This window comes from Amycolatopsis sp. NPDC104819, from assembly GCF_055583145.1.
In genome coordinates, this window is record NZ_JBVJON010000006.1 from 459161 (window position 1) to 475127 (window position 15967).

At 71.1% G+C, this 15967-nt stretch carries 14 protein-coding genes; 9 read left to right on the forward strand and 5 right to left on the reverse strand.

The features are described 5' to 3' along the window. Nucleotides 1-70: 70 nt before the first annotated feature. Complete coding sequence (locus ACZ63E_RS21545) at nucleotides 71-3223, forward strand: efflux RND transporter permease subunit (protein WP_465337904.1); 3153 nt, start codon at nucleotides 71-73, stop codon at nucleotides 3221-3223. A gap of 54 nt (nucleotides 3224-3277) precedes the next feature. Here ACZ63E_RS21545 and ACZ63E_RS21550 read toward each other — a convergent pair whose 3' ends face one another. Further along, nucleotides 3278-4114, reverse strand: a complete 837-nt coding sequence (locus ACZ63E_RS21550; protein WP_465337905.1) for a hypothetical protein — start codon at nucleotides 4112-4114, stop codon at nucleotides 3278-3280. A gap of 164 nt (nucleotides 4115-4278) precedes the next feature. Continuing rightward, entirely contained in the window at nucleotides 4279-4521 is a 243-nt protein-coding gene (locus ACZ63E_RS21555; RefSeq protein ID WP_167379801.1) for a DUF3039 domain-containing protein, read from the reverse strand. A 67-nt stretch (nucleotides 4522-4588) separates the two neighbouring features. Between ACZ63E_RS21555 and ACZ63E_RS21560 the strand changes: the two genes are divergently transcribed. From ACZ63E_RS21560 to ACZ63E_RS21575, 4 genes are read left to right on the forward strand one after another with little or no spacing between them, the layout of a single operon-like run. Continuing rightward, nucleotides 4589-5377 (forward strand): sporulation protein, encoded by a 789-nt coding sequence (locus ACZ63E_RS21560; protein WP_465337906.1) that lies wholly within the window; start codon nucleotides 4589-4591, stop codon nucleotides 5375-5377. Continuing rightward, nucleotides 5377-5994 carry an HD domain-containing protein gene (locus ACZ63E_RS21565; protein WP_465337907.1) on the forward strand — a complete coding sequence of 206 codons (618 nt, stop codon included), beginning with the start codon at nucleotides 5377-5379 and terminating at the stop codon, nucleotides 5992-5994. Before ACZ63E_RS21560 ends, ACZ63E_RS21565 begins: the two co-directional genes overlap by 1 nt. A gap of 9 nt (nucleotides 5995-6003) precedes the next feature. Further along, complete coding sequence (locus tag ACZ63E_RS21570; protein WP_465337908.1) at nucleotides 6004-6909, forward strand: pseudouridine-5'-phosphate glycosidase; 906 nt, start codon at nucleotides 6004-6006, stop codon at nucleotides 6907-6909. Then, on the forward strand, nucleotides 6906-7778 hold the full coding sequence (locus ACZ63E_RS21575; protein WP_465337909.1) for a carbohydrate kinase family protein: 873 nt from the start codon (nucleotides 6906-6908) through the stop codon (nucleotides 7776-7778). Before ACZ63E_RS21570 ends, ACZ63E_RS21575 begins: the two co-directional genes overlap by 4 nt. 3 nt (nucleotides 7779-7781) lie before the next feature. Here the strand turns inward: ACZ63E_RS21575 and ACZ63E_RS21580 are convergent, their stop codons facing one another. Both ACZ63E_RS21580 and ACZ63E_RS21585 read right to left on the reverse strand, forming a co-directional pair. Beyond that, nucleotides 7782-8117, reverse strand: a complete 336-nt coding sequence (locus tag ACZ63E_RS21580; protein ID WP_465337910.1) for a DUF3099 domain-containing protein — start codon at nucleotides 8115-8117, stop codon at nucleotides 7782-7784. 17 nt (nucleotides 8118-8134) lie between these two features. Continuing rightward, nucleotides 8135-9400, reverse strand: a complete 1266-nt coding sequence (locus ACZ63E_RS21585; RefSeq protein WP_465338101.1) for an amidohydrolase — start codon at nucleotides 9398-9400, stop codon at nucleotides 8135-8137. A 28-nt stretch (nucleotides 9401-9428) separates the two neighbouring features. Here ACZ63E_RS21585 and ACZ63E_RS21590 point away from each other — a divergent pair, with 28 nt between their 5' ends. From ACZ63E_RS21590 to ACZ63E_RS21605, 4 genes are all read left to right on the forward strand, one after another. Beyond that, nucleotides 9429-10931, forward strand: a complete 1503-nt coding sequence (locus ACZ63E_RS21590; protein ID WP_465337911.1) for a DUF7782 domain-containing protein — start codon at nucleotides 9429-9431, stop codon at nucleotides 10929-10931. Then, nucleotides 10928-11353 (forward strand): D-aminoacyl-tRNA deacylase, encoded by a 426-nt coding sequence (gene dtd / locus ACZ63E_RS21595; protein WP_465307441.1) that lies wholly within the window; start codon nucleotides 10928-10930, stop codon nucleotides 11351-11353. Before ACZ63E_RS21590 ends, dtd begins: the two co-directional genes overlap by 4 nt. Before the next feature lie 286 nt (nucleotides 11354-11639). After that, nucleotides 11640-12674, forward strand: a complete 1035-nt coding sequence (locus ACZ63E_RS21600) for a sigma-70 family RNA polymerase sigma factor (RefSeq protein ID WP_465307443.1) — start codon at nucleotides 11640-11642, stop codon at nucleotides 12672-12674. A gap of 874 nt (nucleotides 12675-13548) precedes the next feature. After that, nucleotides 13549-15204 carry a fumarate hydratase gene (locus ACZ63E_RS21605; protein WP_465337912.1) on the forward strand — a complete coding sequence of 552 codons (1656 nt, stop codon included), beginning with the start codon at nucleotides 13549-13551 and terminating at the stop codon, nucleotides 15202-15204. Between the two features lie 58 nt (nucleotides 15205-15262). Here ACZ63E_RS21605 and ACZ63E_RS21610 read toward each other — a convergent pair whose 3' ends face one another. Beyond that, a complete protein-coding gene (locus ACZ63E_RS21610) occupies nucleotides 15263-15946 on the reverse strand; it encodes a hypothetical protein (RefSeq protein WP_465337913.1) in 684 nt (227 codons plus the stop codon). Nucleotides 15947-15967: the final 21 nt, after the last annotated feature.

The window sequence follows — 15967 nt, forward strand, 5'->3', positions numbered from 1 at the left end:
CGTGAAAAGCTGCCCCGGTCACTGACGCAGGCGTCGGTCGCCGCGTCGTTCCCGAGGGGGTTCCCAAGTCATGTCCGTGCTGGCCGGATTGAGCCTGCGCAACCGAAGCCTGATCGGCCTGCTCGCGCTCGTCGTCGTCGGTTTCGGGGCTTTCGCGCTGCCGCAGATCAAGCAGCAGCTGTTCCCGTCCCTGCAGTTCCCGCAGGCCCAGATCGTCACCGCGTACACGGGCGCGTCGCCGGACGCGGTCGACAAGCAGGTCACCGAGCCGCTGGAAGGCGCCCTGCAGGGGCTGAAGGGCCTGGAGGACATCAACTCGACGTCCTCGGACGGCGTTTCGCGCGTGGTGACGCAGTTCGCGTTCGGCACCGACCTCGACGCGGCCGTGCAGCAGATCCAGCAGATCGTGAACCAGGTCCAGCCGCGGCTGCCGCAGAACTCCGAGCCGTCGGTGTCCGCGGGCAGCACCGACGACCTGCCGGTCGTGCTGGTCGCCGCGGGCACGGCCGGGGACCCGCAGCAGCTCGCGCCCGCGCTGACCGACCAGGTCGCGCCCGAGCTGCGGAAGATCGACGGCGTCCGCACGGTCACCGTCACCGGCGTGCAGCAGCCGCGCGTCACGATCACCCTCGACTACGCGAAGCTGGCCGCGGCGGGCGTCGACCCGACGTCGGTCGCCACCACGCTGCAGACCGCCGGCGCCGCGGTGCCGGCAGGCACCCTGACCGAGGGTGACAAGACGCTGTCGGTCCAGGTCGGCGGCGGCCAGACCACTGTGGACACGATCCGCAACCTCTACCTGACCCCGGGCGCCGCTTCCGGCGCCACTCGGGGCACGCCGCCGCGCGGGCCGGTGAAGCTCGGTGACGTCGCCGACGTGCAGACCGGGTTCGCGCCGCCGACGTCGATCACGCGCACCAACGGCAAGCCGAGCCTCGGCCTCTCGATCACCATGGTGGACAACGGGAACGCCGTCGCGATCTCCGACGCCGTGCGCGACAAGCTGCCGGAGCTGTCGAAGAAGACCGGCGCCGAGATGAACATCGTGTTCGACCAGGGCACGCCGGTGAAGGACGCGATCAGCGGCCTGACCACCGAAGGCCTGCTGGGCCTGGCGTTCGCGGTCGTCGTCATCCTGCTGTTCCTGCTGTCGGTGCGCTCGACCCTGGTGACGGCGGTGTCGATCCCGCTGTCGGTGGTGGTCGCGCTGCTGGCGCTGTGGACCGGCGACCTGTCGCTCAACCTGCTCACCCTCGGCGCGCTGACGATCGCGATCGGCCGGGTGGTGGACGACTCCATTGTCGTGCTGGAGAACATCAAGCGACATCTGGCTTACGGCGAGGCGAAGGAACGGGCGGTGCTCGACGGCGTCCGCGAGGTGGCCGGCGCGGTGACGTCGTCCACGCTGACGACCGTCGCGGTGTTCCTGCCGATCGCGTTCGTCGGCGGGTTCGTCGGCCAGCTGTTCTCGCCGTTCGCGATCACCGTGACGGTGGCGCTGCTGGCGTCGCTGCTCGTCTCGCTGACCGTGGTTCCCGTACTGGCGTACTGGTTCCTGAAGCAGCCGAAGGTGCCCACGGACGCCATCGAGGCCGAGCGGGCGCGCGAAGCCGCCGTCGAGAAGGAGCGCCGCGGCCTCCTGCAGCGGGCCTACCTGCCGGTGATCCGGTTCGCGACCAAGCGGCGGCTCACCGTCGTCCTGCTGGCGCTGCTGATCTTCGCCGGCACGGTCGGCCTCGCGACGCGGCTGAACACGAACTTCCTCGACCAGTCCGGCGGCACCACGCTGAACATGACGCAGAAGCTGCCCGCCGGCACGAGCGTCGAGGCGAAGGAGAAGGCCGCGACGGCGGTCGAGCAGGCCCTGGCCGCCGAGAGCGCGGTGCAGACGTACCAGGTGAGCGTCGGCGGAGGTGGCGCGTTCGGCGGGTTCGGGGGCGGCGGCACGTCGACGAGCATCTCGGTCACCGTCGCGAAGGACACCGACCTCGACGCGCTGTCGGACCGGCTGCGCGCGAAGCTGACGTCGCGGCCCGAGCTGGGTGAGATCAAGATCGGCGCGGACGCCTCCGGCTTCAACTCCGACCAGGTGTCGGTGACGGTGACCGCGCCGTCGGAGGCCGCGCTGAAGCCCGCGTCCGACCAGGTCGTGCAGGCGCTGGGCGGGGTGTCCGGGCTGACCGAGGTGACCAGCGACCTGGCCGTCGGCTCGCCGCGGGTGCAGGTCGAGGTGGACGACGCCGCGGCCGCCGCGCACGGGCTGTCGGCGAGCACCATCGGCCAGGTCGCCAACCAGGCGATCGCCGGCCGCACGGTGACGCAGCTGCCGGTCGGCGGCCAGCGCACGGACGTCGTGCTGCGCGCGGGCGCCGCGCCGGTGACGGTCGACCAGGTCAAGGGCCTGCCGATCCCGGGCCCGGCCGGTGTCGTCCGGCTCGACGAGGTCGCGAAGGTGTCCACTGTGGACGGACCGGCGTCGGTGCACCGCACCGGCGGCGACCTCTCGACCACGGTCACCGCCAAGAACACCGGTGACAACCTGAGCAAGACCACGGCGGACATCCAGTCCAAGCTGGACGGACTGACGTTCACCGGCGGCGCGTCGTACTCCCTCGGCGGCGTGAGCCAGGACCAGCAGGAGGCGTTCTCCAACCTGTTCCTGGCGCTGCTGGCGGCGATCGCGATCGTGTTCCTGATCATGGTGGCGACGTTCCGCAGCCTGATCCAGCCGCTGATCCTGCTGGTGTCGATCCCGTTCGCGGCGACCGGCGCGATCGGGCTGCTGCTGGCGACGGGCACCGCGCTCGGGCTGCCGGCGCTGATCGGCATGCTGATGCTGGTGGGCATCGTGGTGACGAACGCGATCGTCCTGATCGACCTGATCAACCAGTACCGAGCGGAGGGCATGAGCGTCTCGGACGCGGTCACCGAGGGCGGCCGGCGGCGGCTGCGCCCGATCCTGATGACCGCGGCGGCGACGATCTTCGCGCTGGTCCCGATGGCGCTGGGCATCACCGGCCAGGGCGGGTTCATCGGCCAGCCGCTGGCGATCGTGGTGATCGGCGGCCTGGTCAGCTCGACGCTGCTGACGCTGGTGCTGGTCCCGACGCTGTACACGATGGTCGAGACCCGGAAGGAGCGTCGCCGCGCGCGTCGCGAGGCTCGCCGTCACCCGGCGAAGGCGCCGGAGTCGGAGTCCCTGGACCCGACGCCCGCTGCCTGACCGCAGAACGAAGGCCCGTAGCTTTCACGTGAAAGCTACGGGCCTTCGACGTGTTCACTGCTTGAAGCGGTAGGTCATGCTGTCGAAGAGGATGCAGATGCTCGGCGACATCACGATCACGCGCAGGGTGTTGTCCCGCTCGTCGAAGTCGATGCCCTCGACCTCGAAGTTGCCGCTGCAGCCGCTGCGCAAAGGCAGCTGGCCCAGCGAAGTCACGTGCCCCGCGACGTCCGAACCGTTGAGCGGGACCGCGAGGTCGACCTGCAGCAACGGCTTCGTGGCGCCGAAGAGGCTGCCGTCCGGGTCGTCGGACGCGCAGAGCAGGCGGGTCGCGGTCTGGAAGTCGCAGCCCTGGACGTCGCGGACCGGGTGGTCGAGGCGGACGGTGCCGGCGAGGGGCAGGTTCTGCGCCGGGTCGGTGGCCGCGACGCCGGGCATCGGGTGGACCAGGAGGCGGTCCATCGTGCCCCACTCCCCCGCCACCATCCACCGGGCGTCCGGCGACACCGCGGCGAAGGAGTTGTTGTTGGCTTCCCACGACTCGAGGGTGTGCTTGAAGTTCTGCCACGAGCCGTCCGGGGCCTGGACGCGGAAGAGCTTCGCGCCCCGGTCGTCACGCTGGTAGGGCTCGACGTACCAGCCCTGGGCCGAACCCGGGTCGCCGACGTGGTTCCAGCCCTGGGAGTTCAGGTCCGCCGGGATGGTGGCGATCCCGGTGTAGCGGATGGTGGTGCCCGACGGCCGCACGATCGTGGCGAGCCCCTGGCTCTCGTCGAGGGCACGGGCCTGGTCGCGGCCGACCTCGGTCCAGCCGGTGACGGCCTGCGCCAGCCCGGGCGAGACGACCGCGAGCAGGGCGACGAGGGTGAGGACGATCCCGGTTTTGCGCATGTGCGACTCCGGTGGGTGAGGGAACCTGGCGTCGAAGGACTACCAGGCGTCCCGTACCGGGCGCACCCGACTAATGAATGGTTTTCACGTTTGTTCGGGGATCCGTGCGCTTCCGGACACGCCGAAGACCCGGCGGGGTCACCCGCCGGGGTGGGCTCAGGACGTCACTCGCCGGGGCGCAGCCCGTCGAAGATCTCCTTGCAGGCCGGGCAGACCGGCGAACCGGGCTTCGGCGACTTCGTCACCGGGAAGACCTCGCCGCAGAGCGCCACCACGTGATTGCCCATGACCGCGCTTTCGGCGATCTTGTTCTTCTTCACGTAGTGGAACATCTTCGGGGTGTCGTCGTCGGTGGTGTCCGTGCCCTCGGGCGTGGTCTCCGGCTTCGTCAGCGTCTCGGTGCTCACCCGGCCATTGTGCCCGAGTCCCGCCGAACCTCGTACGAAAGCCCCCCGGCCTGGCAGGATCTGCGGCATGTTCCAGAAGGTGCTCGCGACGTTCGGCTCGGGCGGGGCGAAGATCGACGCCCGGCTGCTCGACCGGACCGCTTCCCCCGGCCGTCCCCTGCACGGCGAGGTCCTGCTGGCCGGCGGCGAGGTCGACCAGGAGATCAAGGGCCTCGACGTGACGCTGCTGGCCCGCGTCCAGGTGCCCGGCGCGGACAAGACCGAAGACCTCCCCTTCGGCTCGCAGCACCTGGTGGGCGCCGAGACCATCCGCGCCGGCCAGCAGGTCCGGCTGCCGTTCGAGCTGCCGCTGCCCTGGGAGACGCCGATCACCAGCGTCTTCGGCAAGCCGCTCACCGGCATGGCGGTCGGGGTGCGGGCCGAGCTCGACCTGGCGGCCGCGGTGTCGGACCCGTTCGACGCCGACGCCGTCGCGATCGAGCCGCTCCCGGCGCAGAAGCGGGTCCTCGACGCGCTGAGCCGGATCGGCTTCGTCTTCCGCGAGGCGATCCTCGAGCAGGGCCGGATCAACGGCGCTCAGCAGCAGCTGCCGTTCTTCCAGGAGGTCCGCTTCACGCCTTCGCCGCGCTTCGCGAGCGTGTTCTCCCAGCTCGCGGTGACGTTCCTGGCGTCGTCGAGCCGGACGGACGTCGTCCTGGAGGTCACCAAGAACGTCCGGGTGAGCAAGAGCGGCGGCTTCGGCGGCCGCGGGCAGGACTTCCTCGGGATGTTCACCATGAAGCCGGACGTCAACTGGGAGAAGCAGCTCGAAGACTGGCTCGACCAGGTGGCGCGGCCGCGGGGCATCTTCGACTGATGGAGTGGCGCGCCGCGACCGGGGTGCTGGGCGGCCGGCCCGATGCATGGCCACTCCTCGAAGCGCGCTACGGCGAACCTCACCGCCGCTATCACACGCTCGACCACGCGGCCGCCGTCGCGCGGGACTCCGCCTGGCTGGCCGCAGACCTCGACGCCACCGAGCGCGCAATCGTCGCCGTCGCGGCCTGGACGCACGACGTCGTCTACGACGCGAAGCCCGGCGAAGACGAACGCGCCAGTGCCGCATGGGCCCGCGAAGCCCTGGAAGGCGTCCGAGAAGAGCACATCAGCCGTGTCGAAGGCCTGATCCTCGCCACGATCAAGCACGACGCCCCGGCCGACGACGCCCTCGCCACCGCCCTCCTCGACGCCGATCTCGCCATCCTCGGCGCGCCGGAAGCGAACTACGCCGCGTACGCCAAGGCGGTGCGCGAGGAGTACGCGAAGTACTCCGACGACGTCTGGCGCGAAGGCCGCATCGCCGTCCTCGAAAGCATGCTTTCCCGGACGCTCTACCGCAGCGAAGCCGCGCGGACACGCTGGGCGACCACCGCGGTGAAGAACCTGACGGCCGAGCTGACCCACTGGCGCGGCGAGCGAGCCGATCACCGATGATGGTTCCTCGTGACCACCCCACTCAACCTGCACGAAGAGGTCGCTTCCGCGCTGCGTGACGGGCACCCCGTCGTCGCGCTGGAGAGCACCATCCTGTCCCACGGCCTGCCGCCGGGCCGCAACCTCGACGTCGCCCGCCGCCTCGAGCGGGTCGTGCGCGACGGCGGCGCCGTCCCGGCCACCATCGCCGTGCTCGACGGCAAGGTTGTCGTCGGCCTCTCCCCCGCCGAGCTCGAGCGCGTCTGCGCGCCGGACGCCGGGCTGGACAAGCTGTCGCTGCGCGACCTCGGCCCGGCCGTCGGCCTCGGCCGCTCGGGCGCGACGACCGTGGCGAGCACGTCGGCGCTGGCCGCCGCGGCCGGCATCGGGATGTTCGCCACCGGCGGGCTCGGCGGGGTGCACGTCGGCGCCGCGCAGTCGTGGGACGTCTCGGCGGACCTCGGCGTGCTCGCGAAGGTGCCGACCGTGGTCGTCTGCTCCGGCGTGAAGTCGGTCCTCGACATCCCGGCGACCCTCGAAGTGCTGGAGACGAACTCGGTGCCGGTGCTGGGCTACCGCACCGACGACTTCCCGGCGTTCTACCTCCGCTCGTCGGGCCACGCGGTCGGCTGGCGGGTCGACGACCCGAAGCAGACCGCCGCCGTGGTCGCCGCGCACCGTGCGTACGCGCATTCCGGTGTCCTGCTGGCGAACCCGATCCCCGAAGCGTCCGAAATGGACAAAGAGCTGCACGATCGGCTGCTCGCCGAGGGCCTGGCGCTGGTCGCCGAGCGGGGCGTGCACGGCGCGGAAGTCACGCCGGTGCTGCTGGAGCACTTCCACACCGCGAGCGGCGGCGTGAGCATCGACGCGAACGAAGCCTTGGTGCTCAACAACGCGAAGCTGGCGACCGAAGTGGCGGTGGCGCTGGCATGAGCGGGATCGTGGTGGTCGGCGACGCCGCCCTGGACGTGATCGCCCGGCACGAGAAGCCGTTGCCGCACGGGGGTGACGCCCGCGCGAGGATCCGGTTCACCGGCGGCGGCTCGGGCGCCAACACGGCGCTGTGGCTGCGTTCCCTCGGCGCGGAGACGACGCTGCTCGCCCGGATCGGCAACGACCCGGGCGGCCGGCTGATCCGCGCGGAGCTGGAGGCCGCGGGGGTGCGGTGCGCGTTCGCGGTCGACGACGAGGCGCCGACGTGCTGCGTCGTGGTGATGGTCGACGGCTCCGGGCAGCGCAGCATGCTCGCCGACCGCGGCGCGAACCAGCGCTTCTCCCCCGAGGACGTCACGCCGGAGGTGCTGGCGGGCGCGAGCCACCTGCACCTGTCCGGGTACGTGCTGCTGGACCCGCCCTCGCGCGCGGCCGGGCTCGCGGCGCTGGCCGCGGCGAAGGAAGCGGGGTTGACGACGTCGGTCGACCCGCAGGCGGCCGCGCACATCACCGACCCGGCGGCCTTCCTCGACGACGTGCGCGGGGCCGACCTGCTGATGCCGAACACCGAAGAGCTGGTCGCGCTGACCGGTTCGGCGGACCCGGCGTCGGCGAAGGAGCTGCTCGGCACGGTCGGCGCGGTGGTGGTGACCGCTGGGCTGGACGGCGCCAGCTGGGTCGACGCGGGTGGCGTCACGAGCGTGCCCGCGGTCGAGGCCGAATGCCTCGACTCGACGGGCGCCGGGGACGCGTTCGACGCGGGCGTGCTCACCGGCTGGCTGGCCGGTGAGTCCACTGTGGACGTCCTGCGGCACGGGACGCGCCTGGGCGCGCTGGCCGTCGGGAAGGTGGGCCCGCAGCCGGGGTGACCGCTAGCCGTCGATGACGCGGTGGCTGGTGCCTTCGATCGCCGTCGCCTCGGCCCGGTAGGTGTTGACCTTCTCGGACTTGCGCGGCGGGCGGTCGTTGGCGATCAGCACCGCGATCCACGGCAGCGGGACCGAGATCGCGAGGAACCCCAGCGCCAGCCACCAGGTGTGGTAGGTCAGCCCGGCCAGGATCAGGCACGGGATGCGGCAGCCCATCATGATCACGTACTTGCGCTTGCGAGCCTTGAACTGCTCTTCGTACGACGGGGCCGCCGCGGTGATCAGCACCGGGTCCGAGTCGTTGGCGGGCATGGTCACTGCACCACCTCCGCTCTCCATCGTCCCACCCGCGCGGCTCATCCGACACCGGGGTGGCTCAACCGGCTCAACGCGGCGGCGACGAGCGTCTCGATGCCGGTGCGCAGGGTCGGGTGCAGCACCGGGGCGAACCGTGGCGAGTGGTTCGACGGGATGTCGCGTTCGAAGCGGCCTTCGGTCATCGCCGTGATGACGGTCTCCGGGTCGAAGCCGCCGACCAGCCAGAACACCGACGGCGCGCCGGCAGCGCGGCCGAACTCGCTGAAGTCCTCGCTGCCGGTGACCAGCGGCGCCGGCAGCACGACGTCGGCGCCGAAGCGGGCGCGGAAGACCTCGGTGAGCGCGTTGTTGGCGGCTTCGTCGTTCTCCGTGATCGGGTAGGAGCCGGACCGGACGATCTCGGGCGGCCTCGGCGCGCCGGCCGTCGCGGACTCGCCGTTCGCGATCCGCTCGACCGCGGCCAGCACCCGCTCCCGGACCGCCTGGTCGAACGACCGGACGTTGACCTCGAGCACGGCCTCGTCGGCGATCACGTTGCTCGCGGTGCCGACGTGCAGCGAGCCGACGGTGACCACGGCCGACTCGGTGGCCGCGATCTCCCGCGACACGATCGTCTGCAGCTTGAGCACCACGGACGCGGCCAGCACGGCCGGGTCGACGGTCGTCTCGGGGCGCGAGCCGTGCCCGCCGCGGCCGTGCAGCGTGATGCGCAGGGTGTCGGTCGCGGCCATGATCACGCCGGGCCGGGTGAGCACCCAGCCGGCCGGGCCGGGCACCAGGTGCTGGCCGAAGACGACGTCCGGTTTCCCGGCGATCTCGAAGAGGCCGTCGCGGACCATCGCCGACGCCCCGCCCGCGCTCTCCTCGCCGGGCTGGAACACCACCAGCAGCGTGCCTGACCACGTGTCACGGCCCTTCGCGAGCAGCGCGGCGGCGCCGGAGAGCCAGGTCGCGTGCATGTCGTGCCCGCAGGCGTGCATGACCGGGACGTCCTTGCCGTGCTCGTCCGTGCCGCGCTCGGTGCTCGCGTACGACAGCCCGGTCTTCTCCTCGACCGGCAGCGCGTCGATGTCGGCGCGCAGCAGGACCGTCGGGCCCTCGCCGTTGCGCAGGACGCCCAGTATCCCGGTGCCGGCGATGCCGGTGTGCACCTCGTAGCCGTCGCGCTCCAGCCGCCGGGCCAGCTCGGCCGCGGTCCGGGTCTCGGCGAACGAGAGCTCGGGGTGGCGGTGGAGGTCGATGTACAGCGCTTCGAGCTCGGGCAGCGCCGCGGCGAGCGGGGTGAGGACGTCTTCGAGGGTCACAGGGGCCATCGTGGCAGCATTACCCACCGTGAGCACGCGAAGCGTACTGCCCGACCTGTCCGACGACGTCTGCGCGAGGCTGCGCGAAGCCTTCCGCCGCACCGGCTACGACGCCGACGGCGTGGTGGGCGCCCTCGGCGGCGCCGCCCACGCGGCGCTGGGCCGCGGCGAGCCGGTGCCGGCCGAGCGCGCGAGCCGCGACGCGGGTGAGCTCGGCACGCTGATCCGACTGTTCCTGCTGGGCGGCACCGAGCCGGAGACGCAGGTCAAGGCCGCGTTCGCGCCGCTGACGCCGGAGGACGCGGTCTCGGCGGGCCTGCTCACCCTGGCCGCCGACGGCTACCGCGCCGCGCTCGACGTCCGCCCGCACGGCGACGAAGAAGGCTCCTGGTGGGTGGTCTCCGACCTCGACGCCGACGTGCTCGGCGCCGCGGTGCCCGAGGACCACGTGCTCGGCGTCGGCCACGCGTCGCTGTCGCTGATCCGCGCGACCGGCCGCCGCCCGGTCGGCACCCTGCTCGACCTGGGCACCGGCAACGGCGTGCAGGCGCTGCACGCGACCCGGCACGCACAGCGCGTGACCGCCACCGACGTCTCGGAGCGGGCACTGGCGCTGGCCGCGGCGACGTTCCGGCTCAACGAGCTGGACGTCGAGCTCGCGCGCGGCGAGTGGTTCGCGCCGGTCGCGCGGCGGAAGTTCGACCAGGTCGTCTGCAACCCGCCGTTCGTGGTCGGCCCGGCACGGGTCGACTACACCTACCGCGACTCCGGGCTGGCCGGCGACGACGCGAGCGCGCTGGTCGTCCGGCAGCTCCCGGGTTTCCTGAACGACGGCGGGGTCGGGCAGCTGCTGGCGTCCTGGCTGCACACCGGCCGCGAGGACTGGGCCGACCGGGTGAGCCGCTGGCTGCCCGCCGAGACCGACGCCTGGTTCGTCCAGCGGGACGTCGCCGACCCGGCGCTGTACGTCGGCACGTGGCTGCGGGACGCGGGCATCGAGCCGCGCTCGCCCGAGGGGCGGGTGAAGGCGGCGGCGTGGCTCGACTGGTTCGCGGCGAACGACGTCCGCGGCATCGGCTTCGGGTTCGTCACCCTGCGGCGCGCGGCGGGGCGGACCCCGACGGTCGTCTGCGAAGACCTGCGGCAGGCCTACGACGACCCGCTCGGCCCGGAAGCGGCGGGCTGGCTCGACCGGGTGGAATGGCTGCGCGAATCGGGTGATTCGCTCCTCAATGTCCGTTTTGTGGTGCCCGACACGGTTTTGCTGGAAAGCGTCGAGGAACCCGGGGACGAGGGCTGGGAAACGACCATCCGGCGGTTGCATCGCACCGACGGGCCCGGCTGGCAGCACGAGGTCGACGAGCTGGCCGCGCGGCTGCTCGCGGGCTGCCGCGGCGCGTTGCCCCTGGAAGACCTGATCGAGCTTCTCGCGGCCGCGCAGGGCCTGGAAGCTTCGGAGCTGGCGGCCGCCGCGCTGCCGGTCGTGCGTGAGCTCGTCCGCCACGGGATGCTCGTCCCGGCGGGCAAGTGAGGGCCGTCGCCGCCCGCGTCACCCGGGCGGACGTCACCGTCGCGGGTGAGGTCGTCGGCGCCATCGACGAGCCGGGTTTGCTGGTGCTGCTGGGAATCCACGCCGACGACGACCCGCCGAAGGCCGTCACGATGGCGCGGAAACTGCACGAACTGCGCGTGCTCCGCGACGAAGAATCATGCGCCACGGCGAATGCGCCACTGCTCGTGGTGAGCCAGTTCACGCTCTACGGCGACACGAAGAAAGGCCGGCGGCCGTCGTGGACGCAGGCCGCGCGGCCGGAGGTCGCCGAACCGTTGGTGGACGCCGTGGTGGCCGAGCTGCGCGGACGCGGTGCCACCGTGGCAACGGGACGGTTCGGGGCGATGATGGCGGTGTCGAGCGTCAACGACGGCCCGTTCACCGTTCTCGTAGAGGTCTAGACCACCTCGGGAGGGTTCAGTTCCCGGCCCGATTCACACGGGATTCTCAGGTTTCCCGTCGGTCGCGCGTTCTCAGCAAAAGCTCAGCAATGGTGGAGCAACCGGAGGGCGCCCGGAGTCGTCTCCTTTTCAGCGAGCCGGGAACGTTTCGGGAACCCGGAGCGTTGTGCCAGATGTCCAGCCAAGCCGGCCGGACCGGCGTACCGGGCTCCACAGGCCCCGGGCCGCGGGTGCGCACCGGCGGACCACCGCAGCAGCACGTTCAGCCCGTGACCGGGGAGGCAGAATGTCAGTCCAGACTCTCGAACGCGAGTCGCGCGGGATTCGCGAGCGCATCCCGGCTCAGGCGTCCGAGGAACCGTCGTCGCTGAGCGTGGGGGCGCTCACCGACGCCGACCTCGACGCCCAGAGCCCCGCCGCCGACCTCGTGCGCGTCTACCTCAACGGCATCGGCAAGACGGCCCTCCTGTCCGCGGCCGACGAGGTCGAGCTCGCGAAGCGCATCGAAGCCGGCGTGTTCGCCCAGCACATGCTGGACACCGGCGAGAACCTCACCACCAAGCGCCGCACCGAGCTCGCCGCCCTGGTGCGCGACGGGCACGTGGCGAAGAACCACCTGCTCGAGGCCAACCTGCGCCTCGTCGTGTCGCTGGCCAAGCGGTACACCGGCCGGGGGATGCCGCTGCTGGACCTGATCCAGGAGGGGAACCTGGGCCTGATCCGCGCGGTGGAGAAGTTCGACTACTCCAAGGGGTTCAAGTTCTCGACCTACGCCACGTGGTGGATCCGGCAGGCCATCACCAGGGGCATGGCCGACCAGGGCCGCACCATCCGGCTCCCGGTCCACCTGGTGGAACAGGTGAACAAGCTGGCCCGCATCAAGCGCGACCTGCACCAGCAGCTCGGCCGCGACGCGACGAACGACGAGCTGGCGGCCGAGTCCGGCATCCCGGCGCACAAGATCTCCGACCTGCTCGACCACTCGCGTGACCCGGTAAGCCTGGACATGCCGGTCGGCACGGAGGAGGACGCCCCCCTCGGCGACTTCATCGAGGACTCCGAGGCGACCGACGCCGAGAGTGCGGTGATCTCGGGCCTGCTGCAGGACGACCTGCGCCGGGTCCTGGCGACCCTGGACGACCGCGAGCAGCACGTGATCCGCCTGCGCTACGGCCTCGACGACGGCCAGCCCCGCACGCTCGACCAGATCGGCAAGCACTTCGGGCTCTCCCGCGAGCGCGTCCGCCAGATCGAGCGCGAGGTCATGTCCAAGCTCCGCCAGGGCGAGCGCGCAGACCGGCTCCGCGCGTACGCCAGCTGATCGACCCTGCTCAAAGGGGCGGGCACCTACAGGTGCCCGCCCCTTTTGCGTGTCGATGACCAGCAGGTCCGGGTTTCACGGCGCCAGACTGGAAAATTTTCCACGAAAAAGAGGTTTTGCCCCCACGAAACGGGGGTAGCAACCCTTCGCCGACACCCGTTCGGCCGCGTTGACTTATGACGTGCATCACGCCACATTCGTCTAGCGGCTTCCACCGGCACCGGCGCAGACCACGCGCCCGGATGTGCACGCATCCGGTCGCTCTCCCCGGGAGGTCGGGTCCGTCGGGGTGGACCCGGCCTCCCGACCAGCTCACCGCCGCAAAGGCGCGCCCGCCGAGCGGTTCAAGCGCCGATGACAGGGGCTCTCCAGCGCCCCAAGGCGGCCTTCGGTGCGTTCAACGCCGAAGGCACCCCCCAGGCAGGTAGGCAACCAGCCGGGCGGGCAGCCCGGGCAGGTAGGCAGCCAGACCCCCTGCAACCCCGATCCGAAGCCAGAACACGGCCGGCGGTGCCGGGTCAAGGCATCTTTCCCGCCTTGACGCGGTACTGCCGGCCGTAGTCACAATCGGGCGTCGGGGTGGCGAGAACACAAAACCCGGACTTCGGGGTGGTGGGCTACGAATCCCGAGCACCGGGGCGGTGGGGACACGAAGCCCAAGTATCGCGGTGGTCGGGACACGAAGCCGCGGCCGAACGAAGAACCGCGGGATGGCCCACAGCAACACCCGCGCAGGACAGCCCATAACGCCCCACACCCCTCCCCCACACCAACCCCAAGTGGGGTCCCCCACACCGACCCAGGTGCGCCCATCCCACCCCCGGCCATCCTGCGTAAGGTGGACCGATCCCGGAGCTGGCAAAGGAGCCTGGCAGTGCCGTCCACCACCACGTTTCAGCACACCGAAGTCCTCCCCCTCGGCAAGGACACCAAGACCGAGTACCGGCTGGTCACCGACGAGGGCGTCGAGACCGTCGAAGCCGCCGGGCGGACCTTCCTGAAGATCGAGCCAAAAGCGCTGACCACCCTCGCGCGCACCGCGATCAAAGACATCCAGCACCTGTTGCGCACGTCACACCTCGAGCAGCTCCGCGCCATCGTCGACGACCCCGAAGCCAGCGGCAACGACCGCTTCGTCGCGATGGACCTCCTCCGCAACGCAGCCATCTCCGCCGGCGGCGTCCTCCCGATGTGCCAGGACACCGGCACCGCGATCGTCATCGGCAAGCGCGGCGAAGGCGTGCTCACCGGCGGGGACGACGAGCGCGCGCTCTCGCAGGGCATCTTCGACGCCTACCAGCAGCTGAACCTGCGCTACTCGCAGATGGCGCCGGTCAACTTCTGGGACGAGCGCAACACCGGCACCAACCTCCCCGCGCAGATCGAGCTCTACCACAAAGAGGGCGACCCGTCCTACGAGTTCCTCTTCATGGCCAAGGGCGGCGGCAGCGCCAACAAGACTTTCCTCTACCAGGAAACAAAAGCCGTCCTGAACCCGAAGCGGCTCGCGCGCTTCCTCGACGAGAAGCTGCGCAGCCTCGGCACCGCGGCCTGCCCGCCGTACCACCTCGCCATCGTCGTCGGCGGCATGTCCGCCGAGTTCAACTTGAAGGTCGCAAAGCTCGCTTCGGCGCGTTATCTCGACAACTTGCCGCAGGAGGGTTCCGAGCTGGGACACGCCTTCCGCGACCGCGACCTCGAACAGCAGGTCCTCGAGATGACCCGCCAGTTCGGCATCGGCGCGCAGTTCGGCGGCAAGTACTTCTGCCACGATGTCCGCGTCATCCGGCTCCCCCGCCACGGCGCCAGCTGCCCGGTCGGCGTCGCCGTCAGCTGCTCGGCCGACCGTCAGGCCAAGGCCAAGATCACCGCCGACGGCGTCTTCATCGAACAGCTCGAGCGCGACCCCGCCCGCTTCCTCCCCGAGATCACCGAAGAGGACCTCTCGGACGACGTCGTGAGCGTCGACCTCAACCGGCCGATGGCCGAGATCCGCGCGCAGCTCTCGCAGCTGCCGGTCAAGACGCGGCTTTCGCTCACCGGGCCGCTGGTCGTCGCGCGTGACATCGCGCACGCGAAGATCGCCGAGCGCCTCGACGCCGGCGAGGAGATGCCGGACTACCTGAAGAACCACCCGGTCTACTACGCGGGCCCGGCCAAGACGCCGGAGGGCTACGCGTCCGGCTCGTTCGGGCCCACGACGGCCGGGCGGATGGACTCCTACGTCGAGCAGTTCCAGGCCGCCGGCGGCTCACTCGTCATGCTGGCCAAGGGAAACCGCTCGAAGCAGGTGACCTCCGCGTGCCAGACGCACGGCGGCTTCTACCTCGGCTCGATCGGCGGCCCGGCCGCGCGGCTCGCGCAGGACTGCATCAAGAAGGTCGACGTCCTCGAGTACGCCGAGCTCGGCATGGAAGCCGTCTGGAAGATCGAGGTCGAGGACTTCCCCGCGTTCATCGTCATCGACGACAAGGGCAACGACTTCTTCGCCAGCACCGGCGACCCGGTGCTGCAGATCAGCTTCCGTTAGGACACAGGGGAAGGGGACACCGGCCCGCCGCCGATGCCCCCTTTCCTTCCCTGCTCCCTCAGCCGACGCGCTCGATCCGCGCGCGCCGGATGAGGAACTTTCCGGGTTCCCGCACCTGTTCGAAGGCCGCGTTGTTGAGCAGCGTGCAGCTGCCCGACACCGAGGTCACCTCGACCGTCGTGGACTTCGAGTTGTCCAGGTTGGTCACCTTCAGCTTCGTCCCCGCCGGGAACTGGTTGCTCGACGCGGCCGGCGCGCCCCCTTCGCCCGAGAGCGTCACGGTGGAGCCGGCGCACACGACGTCGCCGGTCGCGCCCTGGTTCCCGGTGTTCGCCCCGGCCTGGTTCTGGTTCTGCTGCGCGGGCGCCTGCTGCGCCGGGGCCTGCGCGGCCGGCGCTTGCTGGGCCGGAGCCTGCTGGGCCGGCGCGCCGTTGTTCGCCGCGACGTTCGCCGTGCAGCCCGCGACCTGCCGCCGCTGCTGGATCAGGTCCACGACCGCCTGCCGGTTGGCGATCCTCGCGGCCGACTGCGCGTCTGGGTTCGCCTGCTGTCCCGCGATGAAGTTCAAGTTGTTCTGCAGGGCGGTGTCGAGCCCGCCACAGTTCTCCTTCGGCGCTTCGGCCGCGTTGCCCGCGGGACTGCTCAGCGCGATCGCGGCCGCGGTGACGCCGGAAACACCCAGCAACGCGGCCAGACCGACGGTCGCCTGTTTGCGGTGCCGACCACTGCTCAACCGGGGCATGTGCCCCTCCTCTCTGATCAC

Coding starts and splice junctions, on each gene's coding strand:
- ACZ63E_RS21610 (WP_465337913.1), bottom strand. CDS start 15,946: ATGCCCCGGTTGAGCAGTGGTCGGCACCGCAAACAGGCGACCGTCGGT.
- ACZ63E_RS21575 (WP_465337909.1), top strand. CDS start 6,906: ATGAGCGGGATCGTGGTGGTCGGCGACGCCGCCCTGGACGTGATCGCC.
- ACZ63E_RS21545 (WP_465337904.1), top strand. CDS start 71: ATGTCCGTGCTGGCCGGATTGAGCCTGCGCAACCGAAGCCTGATCGGC.
- ACZ63E_RS21560 (WP_465337906.1), top strand. CDS start 4,589: ATGTTCCAGAAGGTGCTCGCGACGTTCGGCTCGGGCGGGGCGAAGATC.
- ACZ63E_RS21600 (WP_465307443.1), top strand. CDS start 11,640: ATGTCAGTCCAGACTCTCGAACGCGAGTCGCGCGGGATTCGCGAGCGC.
- ACZ63E_RS21550 (WP_465337905.1), bottom strand. CDS start 4,114: ATGCGCAAAACCGGGATCGTCCTCACCCTCGTCGCCCTGCTCGCGGTC.
- ACZ63E_RS21580 (WP_465337910.1), bottom strand. CDS start 8,117: ATGGAGAGCGGAGGTGGTGCAGTGACCATGCCCGCCAACGACTCGGAC.
- ACZ63E_RS21565 (WP_465337907.1), top strand. CDS start 5,377: ATGGAGTGGCGCGCCGCGACCGGGGTGCTGGGCGGCCGGCCCGATGCA.